The sequence below is a fragment of the Vibrio sp. FF145 genome (assembly GCF_041439075.1).
Taxonomy (GTDB): domain Bacteria; phylum Pseudomonadota; class Gammaproteobacteria; order Enterobacterales; family Vibrionaceae; genus Vibrio; species Vibrio tasmaniensis_A.
In genome coordinates this window covers 12,048-32,565 of sequence record NZ_JBGONH010000057.1, presented here as the reverse complement: position 1 = coordinate 32,565, position 20,518 = coordinate 12,048, and the positions used below count along the sequence as shown (strand labels likewise).

Below are 20,518 nucleotides of genomic sequence, written 5' to 3'. Positions count from 1 at the left end.
ACAGCTCGGAAGGATCCTTCAACCGATCACTTTGGCTTTAACTGATCGGCATTACCCTATGGGGTTGGTTTTTTAACGAAAATTCAAGTGGCTAAAGATATAAAAGCGCTTAACGAGGCAATGTCAGACTATTACCAATCACGTAAATTTGTTTGGTCTAACTACTTCCTTGTGGGTACATCTTGGACAGTCTCAAACGAGAGTGATTTAAATAAAGGAGAGATACCTCCCACTTGGAAAAATGAAATAGGCGGTTCGAAGTTATTATCAAACAGCACAATGGAGACCTATGTCCAAAACCCCCAATGGTTTGCTTTAGTGCATCCTAAAGAAGATAGGGGCTGTTTTGCTTGTCATAAATATAATCCTTTAACAAAGAAAGCCTTACATTTAAGCCATATGTTTAATGCGGCCCAAGATTATGGTCCGTGTTTCTTTAAGGATTGATTTAGAACCTAAAAATTGAAACTTCCTAACAAAAAGTGATCGGCTTTCCACTTTTATAATTTTACCCTTTCAAATTAAAAGGTTTTATAGAAATTAACGTTAATTAAACCACATAATAACATTTCATAGCTCAAGACAATCCATTGGACTTATAATTATAAAGAGTTAAGCATGCGCTCCAGACACCCTTGGTTAGACCGCTTATTCAGTCCCCACCCTCAATGGGTCTATAAGACTGGTGTTATGTTATTGGCCCTGTTGTTTAGCTTATTGGCTTCATTAGCAACCAGTCTTTATCAAGTTCATAATGAAATTAAGCATGACGTCGACTACCTCGATCAAATCGTTTCTGTTGCGATTAAATATGGGCTTGAAAAACCCACTCTTTCTGAAGCCAGCGTCGCTAGCGGTGAATGCTCCACTGACACTATAGAGCAGTTAGAGAAGCTTTATGTGTCGCATCTACTTATGTCGATACCCATCGTTAATCTTGATAAGCAGAAACCTTATACCTATTGCTCTCCTTTCGGCGTTGAGCAATTTGAACAACGTAATTTTAAGAACTTACTCAGTACACAATTAAAAGGGGAAATGTGGCGTTTAGCGATTTATTCTCTCTCCACAACCCCAAAACATCCCCCCTATTTATACGGTTCGAATGGACAATATGGCTTCCTCTTTCCATTACGCACGGAATACCTTTTTCTTGAAAATGATTTAGACCATCAACGCTCTATTCGTTTATCTTTACCAAAAGAAAATTACACTATCCTTGAAATAGGCAGTTTGCCCAATGCTGATCGCCTGTACTCGAACTCAGTTGCTTCAAACTATCTTCCTCTTACCTTTGAATCCTCCGTCTCAGCCTCACGAGTGCTTTCGAAGTTTAAGCAAAACTTGTGGCCGGTCACCACTTTACTCTTTATGATTTCACTCACCATTCTTTGGTTATGTGTTTCCTATTGGCACGCAAAAAAAGAAATTGCTCTTCAAAAAGCGGTTCGAGACGCCCAGTTTTTCCCCTATTATCAACCCATTGTAGACGCACAAACAGGTAAAATGCTCGGTGTCGAAGCTTTACTCCGATGGCTTCCCTCTGATGGCCGCGTCATAGAACCAAGCAAGTTCATCCATTATCTAGAGCAAAGTGGGGATATCATTCCAACAACAGAAAATCTCATTACAACCATTTACCGCGACTTATCGTCTTTGATGAGTCAAAACGCTGAGTTTTATTGCAGTGTCAACATCACTCCTCTGCACCTACAAAATGACGATTTTTACCACTATTTAAAGCGGTTTCAGCACGACTACTCAAAACTGACGCTTGAATTGACAGAACGCCAACCGATTGAAAATTTGGCGTTTGCCAGTCAGCGCCTCGCCTTACTCAAAACATTAGGACTTAAAATAAGCCTTGATGATGCAGGTACCGGTTATGGCGGAAACTCCTATTTGCATTATTTCGATATTGACACTATTAAAATAGACAAAATGTTTACACGCTCCATTGATGAAGGAAAATCCGCTGTTCTCGATGGGTATATTAAAATGGCTAAGCAGTTAGAAATGAATCTAGTAGCGGAAGGGGTTGAAAATAAGCTTGAAGCTAACGGGCTTTTATTAAGAGGCGTCTTTCAACATCAAGGTTACTATTACGCTAAACCTATGTCGCTTGAAGATCTCCATCGCTGGGCTTTAGATTATGGTTATACTCACGAGCGGGTTAGTGAGGCGCTCAGCTAAAAACATCACGGAGCTTACCTTAGTCAACAACGAAAAGATGCTCTTGCTAATCTCGTGGTTTAGCCTATTTGAGTCCATAAAACGAACACGTAGGGAGTAAAGAAGATAACCACACTCTTTGCTCATTTGTGGCATCACTTACTTAAAGTGGTCCACCAAGGTCCCCTTGTGGGATAACGAACCGTTCCCGCCTTACACATCAGAACATGTACGTCAGAAAACCCTTTTGGCCCGTTCTTTCACGATAGGTCGAAAACCAAGTCCCTTGTGCGTTGCTGATGCTTTCAAACATTGTCATCCCCATTGATGTTGATTCATACTGACTACGTTGATATCGCAGTCTTTGAGAGCAAAGTCGAAAAACACATTCGTCGGCTTTTTATTCCATCAGCATACCAACACCCGCATCACCGTAAGAGTGGCTGCCTTCACTATTGCAAAAAGCGCCGCAGATGGGCGCAGGCCTGCGTAATATGCCTAAAAAGTTCAGGAGCCTTACCTGGGGCGACGTCCAAGGCTGTTTTTCTACTCAATTAAGCATGCTGGTTAAGTGGTTAAACAGAGTTACTTGGGAATACCAGACACCACACCCTTTGGGTGTGCGTATTCTACTACAAGAATACACAAGCCAGTTTGTAGCACGGCTCTTGAGAGAGAGCCCATTGTTTTGTTCTTTTAAAAGAGCAAAACAATGTCCTTAAAAGGAGTTTAAATAATGCAAATTGTATACGGATATTGTCGTGAAGATGAGGCGGGGAGTTTATTGGACCGCTTTGTTGAACAAGGGGATTTTGTCAGCTTCAAAGAACTGGGCTCAGTCGGGCGTGAATACATGGCATTTGCTGCTTTGTTGCCTTTTACTGACCGCCTCCCCTTTCCTTTCTATTGGAAGGGTGTTCATTTCGTTTCGGTTCAAAAACACACTCAATCGGTCCGTCAACTCACGCCACCACCATCAAAAAATGCTCGCAAAAAACATTATCGTAAACTCAAAAATACGATAATGACCCCCCAAAATTGGAAACAACACGTCAGTCGCAATCGCGGTTTGAAGTATGTAAACGCTTCCTTGTTGCCTTTAATGTAATCAAGAAGCACCATGGGACCACCCTCACTCATACGGCTTAAAGTCAGCCCAAAGGCATGACGAACAAACAACGTCCACTTTTCAACCCACCAGATGCACGACACCCCTTTTGATAAAAGCGGTGCGATGTCGTGCCTCTTTTATTTACATTTAAAGGTAACCACATGAAAGATAAAACCTCACGCTTCATCCTTCCTCTTACGTATTGGCGTCACTTTTGTATGCTACTGGCCGTCTACTTTGCCTGTGCGTCACCCGCTTACGCCGATGACCTTTTTGCCAGTGGTAAAGATACCGTGACCAACACGGTAGGGACGGGGTCTTCTGGCGAGTTCTACATTCTGGTGGCAGGCCTGATTGGCGGCATCATCGTGGGCATCATGCAAAAGAACTGGGTGGGTGGCATCATCGGCTTTTTCGTTGGCGTGGTGTTCTGGGAAGTTGGTAAAGGGTTTGTAGGCTTATAAACCACATAAGGAGAGCGCGAAACTATTCGCCCTATTTCACCATGGATCATCAAGACAAACAAACCCTCTTCGCTTTTCCAAACTACTTACAAACCGACGTCAAAATAGTCGGATTTCCAATCGATGAAATACTCCCTTCTATCTTGTTGTTTTTGATGTTGTTCAACATCAATCGGTTGGTCGCGGTCGCCGTGTGTATCGGCTTTTTCCTCACCATTCGCAGCTTAAAAGTCCGACACGGCCCCAAATTCATCATTCACTTCATCCACTGGTATGGGGATGACACAGCGAATAAAACCATTTTTAAACGCACGCCCCCCGCCACAAAAAAATATTGGATTTACTGATGCTCAATGAACATAACGGCGAGGCGCTTAAAGCGGCTCGCTTTATCAATTACGTCCTCACCGCGGTGGTGTTGATCACCGCCTTAGGAACCGCTGGGTTGAGTTTTGCTTTATTAAGCCAAAACCAAGCGGAAAAGCGCACCTTCGTGCCACCTCATATCGACCGAGCGTTTACGATCTCAAGCGATGCGGTTGATGAAGCGTATCTTTCTATGATGGCCGATTGGTGGATACACCTAAAATTTAATGTCACGCCCTCTAACGTTAAACGTCAATTCAACTTACTCATTACCTACGTGCCGCCTAAATACTGGAGTGGCTTACAAGACAAGTTGATGCGAGAAGCCGAATTTATCATCGAGAACGACGTCACCAGTTTTTTTGAAGTTGACACGCTGTCTATCAACCTGAATGAAATGAAAATACGGGTCAAAGGCACGCTCAACAAAACCATCGCGGGGCGCACACTTGACCCTGAGCCCGTGACGTATCTACTCCAAGCCGATTACTCAAGTGGCTTGATTGAACTTCACACCATCGCCCAAGAGATACCGTTATGAAAATACGCTTGATTTATGCTTTTTTTGGTTTGTTGTTACCCATCATGAGCCACGCCCATACGATTGACGCAAAGACCTACTATTTTGAGCAAAATGATACCATTGTGTTGCCCTTATCCTCGGTCAACACCAACCGTTTAGTAGTGAAAGACGACAAGATATTAAACCTTCATTGCCCTAGAGGGTTTTGTCTCGCTAAAGCCAATCAACGAGACCAATCGGGCTCTATTACCGTCAAACTCAACATCGCCTTGCCTTTTACCGCGCACGTCACCACAGAGAAAGGTCAAAATTTCTCGCTTTTTATCAACCCTAAAGCCGTCCCTGCGGTGGTGAATGAGTTTATTCCGCTTCGCTCTACTGCAGAGAAAAGTGTCTTTGAAAAAGATCTCGAATACCCTTTGGCCTTGGGGCAACTCACCAAACAAATGATACATTGGCAGCGTTCAAAGACGCCTATCCCAGGGTTTCGTGTCCATCCGATTGACCCCGAAACCCTCCCCAAAGACACGTCGCCACTGGCCATTATTCCGCAGACCCTTTTTGTAGGCCGCCCCTTCTCTGGGCTTATTTATCAAGTTAAAAACCAATCCAATGACACCGTCACTCTGACCGAAGCGCAATTTTACAGTTACGCCAGTCGGAGCGCCTCACTTGACCGTTATACCTTACCCCCAGGTGAATCTACACATCTGTACATCATCACAGGAGGTCGCGAATGAAACGATTGAAACAGTGGCTTTTTAGAGAGTCAGACTTAGAGGATGGAGTGCTCGCCAATGACCAAAGTAAGCAGCGTAACCAAATACTCAGCCTGTTAGCCGTTGCGCTCTTAGTCGCAGTTTTTTTTGCGTTTAAAGCCTTTAAACAACCTCGAACCTCGCTAGATACTGCGAAAGAAGTCGTTGAGTCAGCCCCCAATTTTGGGGAAATCATTACTGATGATTTTACCGACAAAGACAACCGCTCAGCCTTGACCTTACAAGGTCAAGACATTGAAGACGTCAAAGAAAAGATGGAAAACCTCAATCGAGACGTCGATCGTTTGATGACGAGCAACGAAAATACGATTTCGCAAATGAAGAAAGAGAACGAGATCTTACGCGAGGAATTACGCCAACATCAAGAAGCGCAGCGCACCATCGCCTTGCCATCAACCCAATCGCTATCCTCAAAGGAAGCCGGTCACCTCACCGTCATGGGAGAGCCTGCGCCGTTTGGCTCGCGCCCACTTCCTCCCAAACCTTTACCCTCTTACGCCACCAATGATCTGCAAAAAGAGAGCTTTCAATACAGCAAAGCCGATAAGGCCTCGTTTGATGACCAAGGGCAAGCGTTTGACTCGTTTGATTTTTTTTGGACAGCCTCCTCAGAGTCAGCGTACCAACGAACCGTCGACAATTACGTCCCGTCGGGCACCTTTGTGACCGCCAAAATCACCGGTGGCGCCGATGCCAATGCCGGGGCGTTCGGCCAAAGTGATACCGCCCCCATCGTGTTTCAAACCGTGCATGAAGGCGTGTTGCCCAATGGAGAAAAGAGCCACCTCAAAGACTGCACCATCATTGGGAGCGTGTACGGTGACCTTTCTTCCAATCGCGGCGTGGCGCGCACTCAAACCCTCAGCTGCATTCGGGACGGTCGAATTTTAGATATCCCCGTTCAAGGCACCGTCTTTAACTTTGGGCGCAATGGCATCCGTGGCACCTCGATTTTACGTAACGGCAAAATCGTCCAAATGGCGGGGATCTCAGGCATCTTAACCGGACTGGGTGAGACCGGGGCGGGCTTGGCCAGCACCACCTCAACCTCAGCGCTTGGCTCAACGTCGAGCCTCAACAGCAAGGATGTGGGATTAAGTTTATTGGGCAATGCCACCTCAGACGTGGGGAGTAAGCTTTCGGATTACTACATTGCCTTAGCCGAGTTATATCACCCCTTCATCGAAATCAATCCAGGGGGCATCGTGAATATCGTCTTTACGAAAGGGTTCCCTCTGGATGATGAGGAAGCGATCAAACGCTATGTTGATCATCAGACAAAAGAGCAAGAGCAAGCAAAACCAGACACCCTTTTAGAAACCATCACACTCAACCCTCTCGCGGCAGAAGTTAACCAACAATTAAATTAAGGTCGGCTTTTATGACTATCAAACTTTTCACAGCGCTGCTTATTAGCCTACTAGCAGGTTGCTCTGCGGGCTTTCAAGATGAATTTAGTTGCCAAAAAATCGGCGGTATACCCGGCTGCGCCAGCATGGATGACATTCGCAACATCTCGACACACCCAACAACACAACAAGTCGCCGAGGCTAACGTCCTGGCTTCCCACCCTTTTGCCTTACTGCCAAGACGCACCCGTGAAGGCCATCCTATTCGAACCCAAGACACGGTTAGGAAGGTGGTGATTTTTCCCTTTACTTCGGATGACACCACCACTTACCTCGACACAATGGATATTTACATTGTGTTAGACGAGTCTACCTGGACAGGTCGCCCTGTTCAGGCTATCAAGAAGGATTAACGCCATGGGCGTCTCAAAAGATTTAAAGGGTTTTTATCAAGAAGCCAAACGTGAATATAACCACCTTCATTCTGAACTGCCTTACCGCACTTTTGATGCGCAGCACAGCCTCTTTCATAACAAAAAGGGCGTAGGATTTGGATTCAAATTGAGCGTCTTAACGGGGGCGAATGACGACATGGTGGAGGCATTTAACCGTCTCATCATGGATTTACCGCCTGGCCATAAATGGGATTACCATTTTTCCATGATGGGCCACAACCACGTGAGTCATTTGATTGAGCAAAATACCGCCTTGAAATCCGCTCGTGCGGGTATTTGCAGTGAATTAGCAAAACAAGAAGCCGATTACGCCAACTTTGCGGCTCACCACGGCTTTTTTCATCGTCAGAAGCATTACTTTGACATCAAAGATTACAGCGCGTGGTTGTTTGTCTCCAGTACGGACGATGTTGATAGTGTGTTGGATTGCAAAGAGGCGCTCACCACGACTTTATCCCAAATTGGACTGGAGCTCACGCCGCTTACCCCCGAAGGCTTAATCAACTACGTCGAAGGCATTCTCAATTTTGACCCCACACAAACCGCCCCTCGCGGATCTGACTACGCACCAGAAGCGTTGATCTACAAACAAGTCCTCTCTCCTGATACCGAGTTTTTAACTCGCCGACATTACACCGACGTTCGCTTTAGTAACCGCCAACATCAAACGGTGACCTCGCGGATCATTTCATTGGGTTTACGCAGTACACCTCGAACTTTCCGCCTTTACGCCTTGCCCGATTGTTTTGCGTCCTTAAAGAGCGTGGCCAAAAATGTGCAATGTCCACACCTCATGACCCTCAATTTTCGCCATCAAGAATCGGGCAGTTTTGCGACCAAAAATGGCGGACGCATTGGAGAGCTGGAAAAAACACTCAAGTCCCCGATGGCATTTTTCTTCCCTCAAGCGAAGAAAGAGCAGAGCGAACGCGAGCAAATTCGAGATGAAATGTCGGATGGCATCAACAGCATGGCATACATGCACCTGACGCTGACGTTATTTACCAACAAAAAATCCGAGCGACTGCATCGCACTACTGCCATTAACGCCTTTCGCTCTGGCGGGATTGATTTACAAACCGTCTCGATGCTGCAAAGCCAAGCGCTCATGACGACCTTACCGTTCATGATGACCGATGGGTTTTGGGCCGATTGCGACCGTGCTGGACGCATTCAAACCGTAAAAACCGGCAATGTGGCCAACCTCTTGCCTCTTGTGATGGACGTAAAGAATTTCAGTGGCGGCATGATGCTTCCCACCATGCGCCAACAAGCCTTTTGGTTTAATCCGTTTAATTGTGGCTCAGATAACTACAACATCGCCCTGACCGGAGGCTCCGGGGCAGGAAAATCCTTCTTTGTGCAAAAGCTCGCCGAAACCCTCTTTGCCATGAACGGTAAAATCTGGGCGTTAGATAAAGGAAAGAGCTTTAAAAAGCTCACCTTGATGCTTGGCGGCCGCTACATGACAGCTGAGAAGATTTACCTCAATCCATTCACTCACCTGGAACGCATTGCCATGGGGGATGACTATACCGATGAAAAAGGCGAACAGGTCAACCCTCTCAAGGAAACGCTGCACACCATCACCGGACTCTTTGCGACCATGGCCTGCCCCACACACGAAATGGGAGATTTTGAAAAATCGGTCCTCGGTGATTGCATCATTGCGGCTTGGCAGGCACACAAAAGCGAGACGTTGGTTGACCATGTGCAAGAAGCGCTGTTTGCGGCGGCCGAAAAACAAGGCGGTGATCGCCGCCTTTCTGATATCGCCATGCAACTGAATAAATACCGCTCAGAGGGGATCTACGGTGACACCTTCAATAAACCGTCCATGCTGGATCCCAATGTCCACTTTACCACCATTGAACTCGACGGATTTCCCTCGGACATCATGCGACCGGTGATTTTTGCGCTGATGTCGAGCATCACTCAGCAGATGTACCTTTCAGGCTCTCGTTCAACGCCGAAGATGTGCATCATTGAAGAGGCGTGGTCTCTGATGGCTGGCTCTAATGCACAGGCACAAGAATTCATCAATACCGGTTATCGCACCGCCCGAAAATTTGGGGGTTCGTTTTGCACCGTGACGCAAGGGATTGAGGATTTTTACAGCACACCTGAAGCGCTCGCTGCGTTCAATAACTCCGGCATTCACATCACTCTGCGTCAAGGCAGTGGATTGGCGAAATTCATCAAAGACAATCCTTCACACTTTTCACCCTATGAGCAATTTGTCATCAAGAGTTTTGAAAAGTCCTCCATCGCCGGTTACAGCTCTGTCATGCTAAAAACCGGTGATGTAACGACCTTTCATCGCTTGTTTGCCGATCCTTTTACTCGTGCGTGCCTTTCGACAGAGCCGCATGAGTTTGAGTACTGTGAAACCTTGATGAACCAAGGCGTCCCACTCATGGATGCGGTCAATCAAACCGCAGAGCATTTTTACGGACCAGAAATTGAGATCTTCAACACCCTCATCTATGGTAAGGAGGCCAAATGAAATCCATCCGTCACACACGTCTTGTCGGTGCCCTGTTTGCCATAGTGTTGATGATGTTCACGCTGATGGCCGTCAAGCTCAACACCGCCCCTCAAATCGTGGGCTTCGATATCGAACAAACGTTAGCGCAATATCAAGACCAACTCATTGAAGCCAACCTCAGCGATCAGGAGCACAGCGCGCAATTGGCGACCTTTGATACGGAACTCAGGCGGCTCTTGAAAGAATACGCGCAAGCGCACCATCTCGTGATTATCGTGCCAGGCGCGCTCATCAGCGGCGCACCGGATAGAACCACCGAGATCCAACATTACGTTATTGAGGCGCTTAAAAAGGAGTCATGATCTTATGATTGTTCACGGGCATTCATTCATCAAACCAACAGCACTCTCAAAGGTGCTCGGTCTCACTTTACTTGCCATCGCCCCCACCGCTCTTAGTCAACAATTTGGGCGTCAAGGCGAACTTTTCCCTATTGCAGAGGTAGACATGTTGCAATGGATTAACAGCAGATTGACACACTTAGAAGCCACGGGAGAAACCGCAAAGATGCAACAGCAGTTTGTGGAGAACGTAGAAAATAACGTGCGAAGACCCACTCCCGTTAAAGGGTTGACCGCCACCACCGCGCCCAACACCTTTTACATCGACCCATCATTAAAGCTGGCCACCGATATCAAAGATGCACAAGGTAACCTCCTTTATGCTAAAGGCCTCGTCATCAACCCTTTTGATACCGACACTTGGCCAGTCGACATTCCCAAACAATCATTCGATTACTCGTATGTGATTGTCTTTCTTGATGGTGACGACCCAAGCCAGCGCGCTTGGGCTAAACAATACCGCGCAGATAAGCCGATAAAATGGACCCTCACCAACGGCAGTCCAGAAAACGTCGCCACGGAGTTTGACGCCCGAATTTATTTTGACCAACAAGGTCACTACAGCCGTCAATTTCAACTCTCACACATTCCCGCTCTGATTGAACAAGACGGAGCGCGGTGGAAGATCACAGAGATCGATGTGACGCCGTTCACCACCATAAACAAGAGTGCGACGAACACAAAATAAGGAGAAAGACCTTGAGATCCCATGGGTTATTACTGCTTGGTTTGTTCCTATTTCCTTGGCAAACCCAAGCTCAATCCGCCGCTTGTACGGGGCATTTCTTAAATCCATTGTCTGATATTTGTTGGGACTGCCTATTTCCTATGACACTGGGCAGTGTGCCTCTCATTAGCTCGACATACCCTGACACCGCCAACCCAAGCATGCCGATCTCCTATTGTCCTAAACCCCCGCCCATTTTTATGCAAATTGGCTTAAACATTGGGTATTGGGAGCCGTATTCCTTGGTGGACGTGACGCGAGTCCCTTATTGCATGGTCAACATGGGGATGCAGTTGAGTAATGACAATAGCCAACAAATAGGAGGCTCGCAGCACGACTCAAGCAGCAAAACCAGCGGCAATGCTTTTTATCACGTGCATTGGTACAAATATCCGGTGATTTACTGGCTACAACTGATGCAGTCGGCCGCCTGCATGGCCACGGATAATTTCGATGTGGCCTACCTCACCGAGCTTGACCCGTTTTGGGATGATGATGAGATGTCGTTCATTCTTAACCCCGAAGCCATTTTGTTTGGCCACCCCATCACGCAGCTCTCTTGCATCACCGAAGCCATGGCGACCACCACCGGGCGCGTTTTGCCTTTTGATGCGCTTTTTTGGTGTTTAGGCTCACAAGGCAGCGTCTACCCATTAACCGGTAATAGCGCTTACTCTCATACCGGCCCTCAAGTTGGCACACTGATGTTAGAGCGTTTTAATTTTAAAATGCACAGGCAAGGCATTGTGTGGGAAACCCGGGGCGAAGATGGCGCAATCTGTTACCAATGGCCAGAGCCTATCTTGCCGAAAAGTCGCTATCGCTATCAATTGTCGGCACCGATTGGTGATGCCGCTCATTGTTATCCCTATGGCACCACCTCGTCACTTTGGGAGCAAGGTAAAGACAACCCAACCACCGGCGGTAACTTTGGTTTTGTGAACTGGCGAAAACGTAATTGCGTATTTTTATAAGGAAATGAGACGATGTCATTTAGCCCAAGAGCCTCATGGCTGTTACTTATTCTGCTGGTTAGCCCTCTCTCAACAGCCGAGAAGGGTTACTCTCAAGAAGAGCTCAAAGCGCTTGCCAAGCAAGAGCAGACCATTGCAGCGCCAACCAATCACAGTGAACTGACCACCTTTCTTGAACGAGGTCAGCAACATAAGCAAGAAGCGTTGTCGATGAATCAACACCTCGATAACGTGTTGCAAGACTCGCCACTGGCGAGTGTTCTTGGGGTGCCTCAGGAAAATCCAAACAAAAAGGCGCAAGGTGTGATGGTGTTTGTGTCGCTTTCCATGCCAGATAACGCGCTTAGACAGCTACTCAAACAAAGTCAGCAATATCAGGTTCCTCTCGTGATACGTGGGGTACTGCCAGAAGGCATGGTACCGACAGCCTCTCGAATACTGAGTTTGTTAGAAGCGGACGACGAAGAAATGGCCATTGATAGCGGTTTTGCCATCAGTCCACAGTGGTTTCGTCAATTTAACATCACCCACGTCCCCGTGTTTGTGGCCATTGGAGAAGCGTGCAATGAAGCGTCTTGCCCGCAAAGTGATTACGACATGGTTCACGGCAACCTCTCCCTTCCTAACGCATTAACGATTTTAAGCCAAGGCGATGTAGGACACATCGCCAAACAAGTGCTCAATAGGAGTTCCCCTTGAATTCGCCCTTTTCACTACTTTTTGTTTTTCTCTCTTTCAGCGCTGCTCTCTTACTCTCCCTTCATACCCTTGCCGCCCCTCAAGAAAACACATTCTACGACAACGTGGAGTGGGCGAAAAACACCCCGAACGAGGCTTACAATGACTCAGAAATGACGCTTAACCTGTCAGACTTCTGCAGCGACAATAATCCAGGGTGTGAAAGCAAAATCCGACAGCCTGATGAAACCGGGATGACTGATGCACAAATCACAAACCAATCCACGTCGGAGTTTGGCAACAACGAACACGCTCAAGCGATACAAGAGGGGTTTGACAATAATAGTGTCACCATTGACCCAAACGATGATACGTATCGATTCGCCACCCTTGGCATTGAGAACGCCTATGAAATCAGTCATGGTCAGTCTAATCAGTACGTGGATTGTGACAACGCCACGCAATGCGTCATTGATAACATCGCAAAGCAATGCTACCGACCAACTCACAACCCGGTCCCGTGTGACAAAGTCCCCGTCGCCTCCGTGAGCCTTAGTGAAGTGATCTACCGCTGCCCATCCGGCTGGACAAAGCAAGGGGATAATTGCCAACGCCCTCTCTCACAATGCCGACACGATAATCACAATTACGTGAGGCAAACGGGGGGAACAAGAGGGTTTACAGGGTCAGATACCACGTATTTCTGGGATGGGAAGGTTGTCTCTCCCAACCAAGGCTACACGCTTGGCGATTTAAAACAGACCGACCACATTGTCTGGAAAAGTAACGAATCCTGGTATAAACGCTACCAGATTTGTCGCCCCACCACACAAACGAAAAAAGTCACCTTGAGCTGCTCAAACGGATTCTCCTTATCCGGAGGGAACTGCATCAAGAACAACATTACTTGGCGAACAGAATGCAACCTGATGAACTCATGCAAGATCACTCGCCAGCAATGCATTGAAGGTCGAGCCACCCGCATCATTAATGGCATACCGACCACGCTTGATTGCTGGAAGTATCGGGTTGAGCACCAATGCACTCGACCCAATACGTGCAACGTCCTGCCCGCCGATTGCACCACGACGTCAACCCATTGCAGCCTCCAGCAAAACGGTGTGTGCATTGAGGAGAAAGTCAATAAATCCTGCCCACAGCGGCGCTGCAGTGCCACCCAATTAATCTGTGGAGAAGAGAGCTTTTGTCTGGATGGCGATTGCTTTGAAGCCATGGCGACCACTTCAAACCGCTTTAATGAAAGCACCTCAGCCTTAGCCGCGCTCGCAGAAGCCGCTGACGGTATGGGTAACCCACCGAAGATATTTACAGGCAAAGGCATGAAGTGCACAGACGCCGCTTTTGGTTTTGCCGACTGCTGTAAAGACGGCGGTTGGGGCACGAGTATTGGCATAGCCCAATGCAATGATGAAGAGAAAGCGCTCGGTCAAGCCAAAGAGCAAGGCATTACGATAGCCCTTGGCCGTTATTGCGCAGAAAAGGTCTTAGGCGCGTGTATCCGGGAAAAGAAGACCTACTGCGTCTTTGATAGCAAATTGGCGCGCATCATCCAAGAGCAAGGCTCGAAAGGTCAACTTGGCATCAGTCTGGGAACCGCCAAACACCCCATTTGCGGCGCCCTTACCCCCGAGCAGCTTCAAGACATAGATTTTGAACGCCTCGACTTTTCGGACTTCTACGACGACATGCACGGCAACACCAACCTGCCTTCGGCCACAGAAATCCAAGAGCGATTACACAGCGCTTATCGCCATTAACTTAATCAATGATGAGGACATGATATGGATCCCCTACTCCCTTTACTTGTGGCCACCCTGTCGACAACCGGGTTTGCCATCACCCTTATTCGGCATCTTCTGTTCAAACGAAAACTCCATCAGCTCAAGCAAGAAATGATGAGGCACCATCAACAGCGTGGCATTGATGAAGCACTTTGGACGTTATTTCACACGCGCACCCACAAGATGCTGAGTTTCTGGCAATAATGAGGTCACACCATGAAGGACTTATCCACAAAAACGGTGAACAACTCAATTAACCGATTAGCAATCAAACCCCTACCGTTAATGTTGTTGGCTTTATTGGCCTTTCACAGTATCGCCGATGAGCCCCCCAAGGGGTGGCGCTGGTATAACGAGACCAAAGCGCCCAAAGTCCCTCCCAAAGAGGAGGAGAGCCTCCCCCCCAACAGCGTCTCTACCGTGATGAGCGCTACCGAGCAGATGCAATGGTTCCACCGCGCGTTTGATGAAGCGTTAAACGATGCCACCATTAACCCAACCGATGAAGAGAAAAATCTAAAATTGATGAAGCTGAAAAAATTCATCGATGGCAAGACCACGCAAACGGGCATGACCTTCAAAAAGCTCATCAACGAACACCCCGAATACTCGTACACCAAAGACCGCCCCACAGAGCAAGCCGCAAGAGCGACGTACTATCAAGGTATCCAACTCAAAAACGAAGCCACTGTGCGTCAATTGGTACAAGAAGGTTGGGGCCTCTACTTCATCTACGAAGGGCAAGACGCCTTATCTCAAACCCTAGCACCCTCAATCCAAGACTTTGCCCACCGGTACCACATCGAACTGGTCGGGATCAGCAAAGACGGTCAGACCTTTGAGACGATTAATGAAAACCGTATTGATAAGACAGGGCGTGTACAGGTGCGCTACACACCGGCTTTAATGCTGGCCAATATCCACACCAAAGCACTCAAGCCCCTCGCCTACGGCTTCATTTCACAAAAAGACTTGCTCTCTCGCTTTCACAACGTCGCGACCAATTACCAAGACAGCGACTTTTAACTTAAGGACGCCCCGATGAACGCTTTTATCCGCACGTTATTGTTGAGTACGCTGATGACGCTCGCCTCAACCTCCCTCACTCAAGCGCAACCCCCTCATGCGATGACAGGCCAATACGCCTTGGTGTTCTTCCATTTTAGTCAGTGCGCTGAGTGTCACCACTTTGCCCCAACCATGAAGCGGCTAGAGCAAACTACTCAACTACCTGTGTACGATTTCTCCTTTGACGGACAACCCATCCCCGGTTACGCGACGCCTATACCGACCAACTCTGACATCACCGCTGCGTTTTTTGGGGATCTCAAAAACGCCATTACGCCCGCCACGTTCTTAATCAACGTCAGCAATGGTAAGTACGTGCGTTTGAGTGAAGGCAATGTTCCATACACTGAGCTGCTTAAGAGCTACCAAGCCTTGCGCGCCGATGTGGCCATCATGGAGAGTTTACAATGACGCGACCTACCCTCCTGGCTCTCTTAATGAGTCTTTCATGTTCACTTCATGCCGGCGGCTTGGGCGACGCCATGAACAGCTTTTGGGATGACAGCAGTTTTAACAGCAACATCACGAACCCAAGTGCCTATCAGGGTCAATCCGCCACCTACTATAATGCGGGCAGTTTGTTTGCTCGCACCAACATCAAAAACATTCAACTGGCCGCCATCACCTTGCCTTCTGTCAGCGCAGGGTGCGGTGGCATTGACGCCTTTATGGGCGGCTTTTCTCATATTAACTCTGACCAACTGGTGGCTTTTGGTAAAGCCGTCATTGCCAACGCCGTGCCCTTCGCGGTGGATTTAGCGCTGCAAACTTGGGCGCCGAGCATCAAAGAGAATCGGGACAAACTGCAAGCCATTGCTGATCAGTTCCTCACCACCTCGATGAACTCTTGCCAAGTAGCGCAATCGGCGGTCTCTGGTTTAGCGGCCTTTACCGATGGGGAAGCCAAGCGACATGCCTGCGCCACCCTAGGCACGCAAAGCAACGCTTTCGCTGATTGGTTAGAAGCGCAACACGAATGTCGCAACGTCCGTACCAACCAGAGCACACTGGCTAGCAACACCGATGACGCCACGGCGCACGCAGTGAAAGTGAACTTAAATGTGGTGTGGGATGCGCTCATGAAAAGCGCTTACCTTCAAGACAATCAAGAGGTCGCCGAGTTTATCGTAAGCCTCACTGGCACCATCATTTACGACGCGCAGGGGACGCCAAGCTACATTCCGGCCATGTTAGTGGGTAACGACACCGCCATTAACGCCCTTTTGACCGGAGGGGATTTGGAGGTGTATCGATGCGACAACACCGAGACCTGCCTTTCGATGAGCCTAAGCGCCATCAGCCTAAATGAAAGCCAAGCCTTTAACGCCAAAGTGCGCCACACCGTCGATACGCTCTATGCCCACTTACAATCTGACCAACCTATCACCGACTCAGAGAAGAGCTTTGTTGAACTCAGTGACATTCCTATCTTAGCAATGCTCATTGATGATGCGCACCTCAACCTACAACCAGAAAGCCATTTATACGCTCAAAATATTGCCGCCGATCTCTTGCATGCCTATCTCAACAACATGCTGATGATCGTCAATCAATCCATGACCAACCTCGCTTCGGTTAACCCAACCGACGTCAATCGCACTCTCGAAGGCATCAACAGTGCAAGGGATTACTTACAAACCATTCGAGACCGTCACAAAACAAAATTGAACGCGTACTTAGCCCTCACTGAGCGCTTAAAACGCAAACGAAAGCTCCTTAGCCAATCGGCAAGTGACGCTACCCTATCGAACCTCACCTTTGGCCATTAAAGGAGATCCCCAATGACCTTAGACTTTTATCTCTATGGCGCAGGCCCTCAATTACAACGAGCCTTGAACGCCGTCGCCACTTTTTTTACCACCAACACCTTTGGCTCGTTAATCGAAATCGCCTTACAACTGGCCTTTATCATCAGTGCCACCCTATTTTTTGTGTCTCGAGACGCGAAACATGTGATGCGTTTTATGTTCATTTACTTGGCTATCCCCACTTTTCTTATCAGCATGAAAGCCACCGTCCATATCAATGACGCGCAAAATCCTATGCGCATTTATTACGTGAATAACGTGCCTTACATCGTCGCAATACCCGGTTGGGCGGCCACCACGTTCATGCACGGCTTAACCGAAGGCATTGAAATCGTCTTTAGCAGTACAGAGGATGAAAGCTACAGCTCCTCAGGCATGGTGTTTGGTTCGAATTTATACACGTTGCTTCGTAGCGCCAACGCCGAAACCATTGATCTGCAACGCTATTGGAAAGACTTTTATCACAACTGCATCGTCGGAGACATTCGAATTAACAAAAAATACACCATGCAAAACATCCTGCAAGCACCGGATTTGCTGGGTTTTCTCGCCACAAAATCGATGTCCCCCATTCGTGGGCTCTATAACCCCCAGGGTCAATACAGAACCTGCCGCGACGCGTTTCCTGAACTCACTCAACAATTTGATGAAGAGGCCAATCAAACCATGAATAAACTGGGCGCGTATATCTTGGGACGAGAGAGCAACATCCAATCAACGTTCTTAAGAAACGCCATCGAGAATAGTCACCAAGATTTAATTGGGGTCAGTAACAACGCGGTCGATATTTTAAAACAGAACATGGTCATCAACATGACGCGATGGAACATCGAAAACACGCACCGAGGTATCGCGGCCAACTACGCCTACACCGCCAACCAAATGCAAACCACCACCATGTGGGCCAACATTGGGCTGCAAGCCAAAGAGTTCATTCCAATGATGCACTCGATAGGAGTGATTTTGTTTGTCTGCTTTGGGGCGATCATTGCCATCATTGCCTTGCTGCCACATATGGCGCTGCCTGTCCTTAAAAACTACGTTGGCAGTTTTTTCTATCTGGCCACTTGGCCTATGATATTCACCATCCTCAACGCTATCATGATGTGGTTCTTAGAAGGGGCGACCCAGGGCGCGACACAAGGGTTACGCGGCATTACCCTCTCGAACATGAGCGGCATTGATTACGTCAACACGCGTTACGCCTCCATTACCGGATACTTGATGATGTCCACCCCCGCGATTGCTTTGGCGTTAACCAAGGGCGCAGCGGCCATGATGAGCAGCTTAAACTACCAACTGGCGGGGATGATAAACCAAACCAATGCCCGTACGTCGGCAGCGGCCTCAAGCGGTGACATCAGCCACGGTAATACGCAAATGCAGACCCACACGTTTAATAACGTCAATGGCAATAAGCTTGATACGTCGACATTGCTGAAACAACACGGCAGTACCACTCAAAGCGAAGACGGTATGCTTTCAACGCAATACGGTGATAGAACGGTGTATGACACTAGCCCTACCGCGTCAAATTTCCAGTGGAATGTCGCCAGCTCTAGTCAATACAGTGAAGCGGTGCAAGACTTGCACACTAATGCTCAATCCAACCTCTCGACACAACAAGCGGCTTTGTCGCAAAGCACACAAAGTGGCTCTCAATTGATGGCCGATTGGAAAGAGAGTTATTCTTCAACCCAAGGTTACGGTTTAACTCATGGACACGGTGCAACTGCTGCAGCTTCAAAAGGCTTAGAGCAGGTCAGCTCCGCCACTGAGCAAGTCAGTGCGGCAACCGGATGGAGCCATGAGAAAGCGAATGCCTTCTTACACTCTGCGTACGGCGGTTATGACGTGAACGCTGGACTGTCAAGCGGCGCTCTCGGTGACGCCGTAGGGTTTAATGGGAGTGTGAACGCGTCCACGGGACAAAAATGGACACAGGAAGACCGCGAAACGCTCAGCAGCATGAGCAACGAACAACAAAGCCAAATGCAAGCCGCCATCGAATCCTATCGCTCTGGTGCCAACCAAACCATCGAGGCGAGCAACCGCCTCACAGCCGACGAACGTAAGACAGAAATAGGCACTTACGCCACTGGCTTTACGGCGAACTTTGGTGAGACACAAGGTTTAATAACATCCACGACACAAGCTCAACAAGAGGTCGATACGCTCAGTCAAGTCAACAGCCAAGAGCAACGTCATATGGCGAGCCTAACTGAGAAACTGGAAAAACCATTCCAAGCGTTTATTGAAAACGGGCGTACGAAAGACGAATCAGGACTCATACTAACGGGACAGGGCGACGATGCTCGTCAAGATCGCGCTGACTTATGGGAAAAATTTAAAACAACCGACACGTTTAAAGATTTTGTGCTCGCCAGCGTACCCACTCAAGAAGAGCACGAACAAGCCTTTAACCCTGAGCCGACCCAAGCCGAGTGGCAAACGATGGTGGGGGAACAATTTAAAGGCCAGGCTCTAGGTAACACCAGCCAAACGGTGCTGGAGCAGCATCAGAAACGCGGCGGCACAGAGCGTTATTACAACCCCGACAACCACTCACAAATCGTGGATGAAACACGTGAACAATTTGAGGGCACCAGCAAGCGTGTTGAGCCACCATCAACCTTGCAGCCAACAAAGAAGGAGTAGGATCAAACCCATTCTTAATCTATAAATAATGGTTAATTATTGAGCAATCCAAGTGAGATATCAAAACAACCTAGTATTATACACAGTATAAAATGGAGGATTAGTAATGAATAAATGGACCATATTAGGCTTAACCACTTTATGTTCGTTTTCAAGCTTAGCCAATAGTCAAATTCCAGAAATTGATCGCCCCATCAGCAGCAAGAACCCTGCTAGTATGGGTTACTACGTTGAGCACTATCAAGATCCCGATAGCCCTGAGTATCGAGATTTATTGATCGGCGTTCGTGTCGCCGCGGATACCATAAATCTTTATACCACGCGCTTAGACGCTCACAATCAACGTATCGATTATTGCTTGCCAATGAAAAGCCAGGTAAACCGCGAAACATTACGGAATTGGAAAACCGAAGAGTTAATGGAGCTGATTAATAATCAAATTGAACATAATATTAAAAAATACGGTAAACCAGGCATTAGCGGCTCTATCGGTTATTACTTAGCAATGGGGCTAAAAGAGCAATACCCTTGCCCAGTGCAAAAGCAATTTTAAGCTATTGGTTTACCCTGCCAAAAGTTATCCGTTCTTATCATGCTGTTCGCTGTAAATCCCCGTGATGTCTCACGGGGATAAATTTAGACCAAGCTACTGACTTGCCGAGTTTTTCAAGGTAATGATGGCTACGCCCTCTGCT

General features: G+C 47.9%; 21 protein-coding genes. All 21 read left to right on the top strand.

The features are described 5' to 3' along the window. The first annotated feature begins 87 nt into the window (after window positions 1-87). Complete coding sequence (locus ACED42_RS18345; RefSeq protein ID WP_371703673.1) at window positions 88-447, top strand: hypothetical protein; 360 nt, start codon at window positions 88-90, stop codon at window positions 445-447. Window positions 448-618: 171 nt separating this feature from the next. Continuing rightward, window positions 619-2,193: an EAL domain-containing protein gene (locus ACED42_RS18340; RefSeq protein WP_137001375.1), complete on the top strand. Its 1,575-nt coding sequence runs from the start codon at window positions 619-621 to the stop codon at window positions 2,191-2,193. A gap of 715 nt (window positions 2,194-2,908) precedes the next feature. After that, window positions 2,909-3,280: a hypothetical protein gene (locus tag ACED42_RS18335; protein WP_102488489.1), complete on the top strand. Its 372-nt coding sequence runs from the start codon at window positions 2,909-2,911 to the stop codon at window positions 3,278-3,280. 164 nt (window positions 3,281-3,444) lie between these two features. Beyond that, a complete protein-coding gene (locus ACED42_RS18330; RefSeq protein WP_102488488.1) occupies window positions 3,445-3,747 on the top strand; it encodes a type IV conjugative transfer system pilin TraA in 303 nt (100 codons plus the stop codon). 41 nt (window positions 3,748-3,788) lie between these two features. Beyond that, window positions 3,789-4,094 (top strand): type IV conjugative transfer system protein TraL, encoded by a 306-nt coding sequence (gene traL / locus ACED42_RS18325; protein ID WP_016800278.1) that lies wholly within the window; start codon window positions 3,789-3,791, stop codon window positions 4,092-4,094. Then, on the top strand, window positions 4,094-4,654 hold the full coding sequence (traE, locus tag ACED42_RS18320) for a type IV conjugative transfer system protein TraE (RefSeq protein ID WP_016800277.1): 561 nt from the start codon (window positions 4,094-4,096) through the stop codon (window positions 4,652-4,654). Before traL ends, traE begins: the two co-directional genes overlap by 1 nt. Beyond that, window positions 4,651-5,376, top strand: coding sequence for a type-F conjugative transfer system secretin TraK (gene traK, locus ACED42_RS18315; protein ID WP_016800276.1), 726 nt, complete (start codon window positions 4,651-4,653; stop codon window positions 5,374-5,376). The genes traE and traK overlap by 4 nt, the downstream gene beginning before the upstream one ends. Then, window positions 5,373-6,785 carry a TraB/VirB10 family protein gene (locus tag ACED42_RS18310; protein ID WP_371703670.1) on the top strand — a complete coding sequence of 471 codons (1,413 nt, stop codon included), beginning with the start codon at window positions 5,373-5,375 and terminating at the stop codon, window positions 6,783-6,785. Before traK ends, ACED42_RS18310 begins: the two co-directional genes overlap by 4 nt. A gap of 11 nt (window positions 6,786-6,796) precedes the next feature. Continuing rightward, complete coding sequence (gene traV, locus ACED42_RS18305; RefSeq protein ID WP_016800273.1) at window positions 6,797-7,177, top strand: type IV conjugative transfer system lipoprotein TraV; 381 nt, start codon at window positions 6,797-6,799, stop codon at window positions 7,175-7,177. Window positions 7,178-7,181: 4 nt separating this feature from the next. After that, the gene (traC, locus tag ACED42_RS18300) at window positions 7,182-9,725 is read left to right on the top strand and encodes a type IV secretion system protein TraC (RefSeq protein ID WP_371703669.1); all 2,544 of its coding nucleotides are present in this window, start codon (window positions 7,182-7,184) and stop codon (window positions 9,723-9,725) included. After that, the gene (locus ACED42_RS18295; RefSeq protein WP_371703667.1) at window positions 9,722-10,069 is read left to right on the top strand and encodes a TrbI F-type domain-containing protein; all 348 of its coding nucleotides are present in this window, start codon (window positions 9,722-9,724) and stop codon (window positions 10,067-10,069) included. The genes traC and ACED42_RS18295 overlap by 4 nt, the downstream gene beginning before the upstream one ends. A 4-nt stretch (window positions 10,070-10,073) precedes the next feature. Then, complete coding sequence (gene traW, locus ACED42_RS18290) at window positions 10,074-10,796, top strand: type-F conjugative transfer system protein TraW (RefSeq protein WP_371703665.1); 723 nt, start codon at window positions 10,074-10,076, stop codon at window positions 10,794-10,796. Beyond that, window positions 10,793-11,809: a conjugal transfer pilus assembly protein TraU gene (gene traU, locus ACED42_RS18285; protein WP_029222902.1), complete on the top strand. Its 1,017-nt coding sequence runs from the start codon at window positions 10,793-10,795 to the stop codon at window positions 11,807-11,809. The genes traW and traU overlap by 4 nt, the downstream gene beginning before the upstream one ends. A 12-nt stretch (window positions 11,810-11,821) precedes the next feature. Beyond that, window positions 11,822-12,508, top strand: coding sequence for a type-F conjugative transfer system pilin assembly protein TrbC (gene trbC / locus ACED42_RS18280; protein ID WP_016800267.1), 687 nt, complete (start codon window positions 11,822-11,824; stop codon window positions 12,506-12,508). Further along, the gene (gene traN / locus ACED42_RS18275; RefSeq protein ID WP_102561068.1) at window positions 12,505-14,265 is read left to right on the top strand and encodes a type-F conjugative transfer system mating-pair stabilization protein TraN; all 1,761 of its coding nucleotides are present in this window, start codon (window positions 12,505-12,507) and stop codon (window positions 14,263-14,265) included. The genes trbC and traN overlap by 4 nt, the downstream gene beginning before the upstream one ends. Before the next feature lie 24 nt (window positions 14,266-14,289). Continuing rightward, window positions 14,290-14,493, top strand: a complete 204-nt coding sequence (locus ACED42_RS18270; protein ID WP_371703663.1) for a hypothetical protein — start codon at window positions 14,290-14,292, stop codon at window positions 14,491-14,493. 12 nt (window positions 14,494-14,505) lie between these two features. Further along, complete coding sequence (gene traF / locus ACED42_RS18265; protein ID WP_371703661.1) at window positions 14,506-15,315, top strand: type-F conjugative transfer system pilin assembly protein TraF; 810 nt, start codon at window positions 14,506-14,508, stop codon at window positions 15,313-15,315. 15 nt (window positions 15,316-15,330) lie between these two features. Then, window positions 15,331-15,768 (top strand): conjugal transfer protein TraF, encoded by a 438-nt coding sequence (traF, locus tag ACED42_RS18260; protein WP_016799993.1) that lies wholly within the window; start codon window positions 15,331-15,333, stop codon window positions 15,766-15,768. Next, entirely contained in the window at window positions 15,765-17,126 is a 1,362-nt protein-coding gene (locus ACED42_RS18255) for a conjugal transfer protein TraH (RefSeq protein WP_371703659.1), read from the top strand. Before traF (ACED42_RS18260) ends, ACED42_RS18255 begins: the two co-directional genes overlap by 4 nt. A gap of 12 nt (window positions 17,127-17,138) precedes the next feature. Then, window positions 17,139-19,823: a conjugal transfer protein TraG N-terminal domain-containing protein gene (locus ACED42_RS18250; protein WP_371703658.1), complete on the top strand. Its 2,685-nt coding sequence runs from the start codon at window positions 17,139-17,141 to the stop codon at window positions 19,821-19,823. A 106-nt stretch (window positions 19,824-19,929) separates the two neighbouring features. After that, window positions 19,930-20,376 carry a hypothetical protein gene (locus tag ACED42_RS18245; protein ID WP_371703656.1) on the top strand — a complete coding sequence of 149 codons (447 nt, stop codon included), beginning with the start codon at window positions 19,930-19,932 and terminating at the stop codon, window positions 20,374-20,376. Window positions 20,377-20,518: the final 142 nt, after the last annotated feature.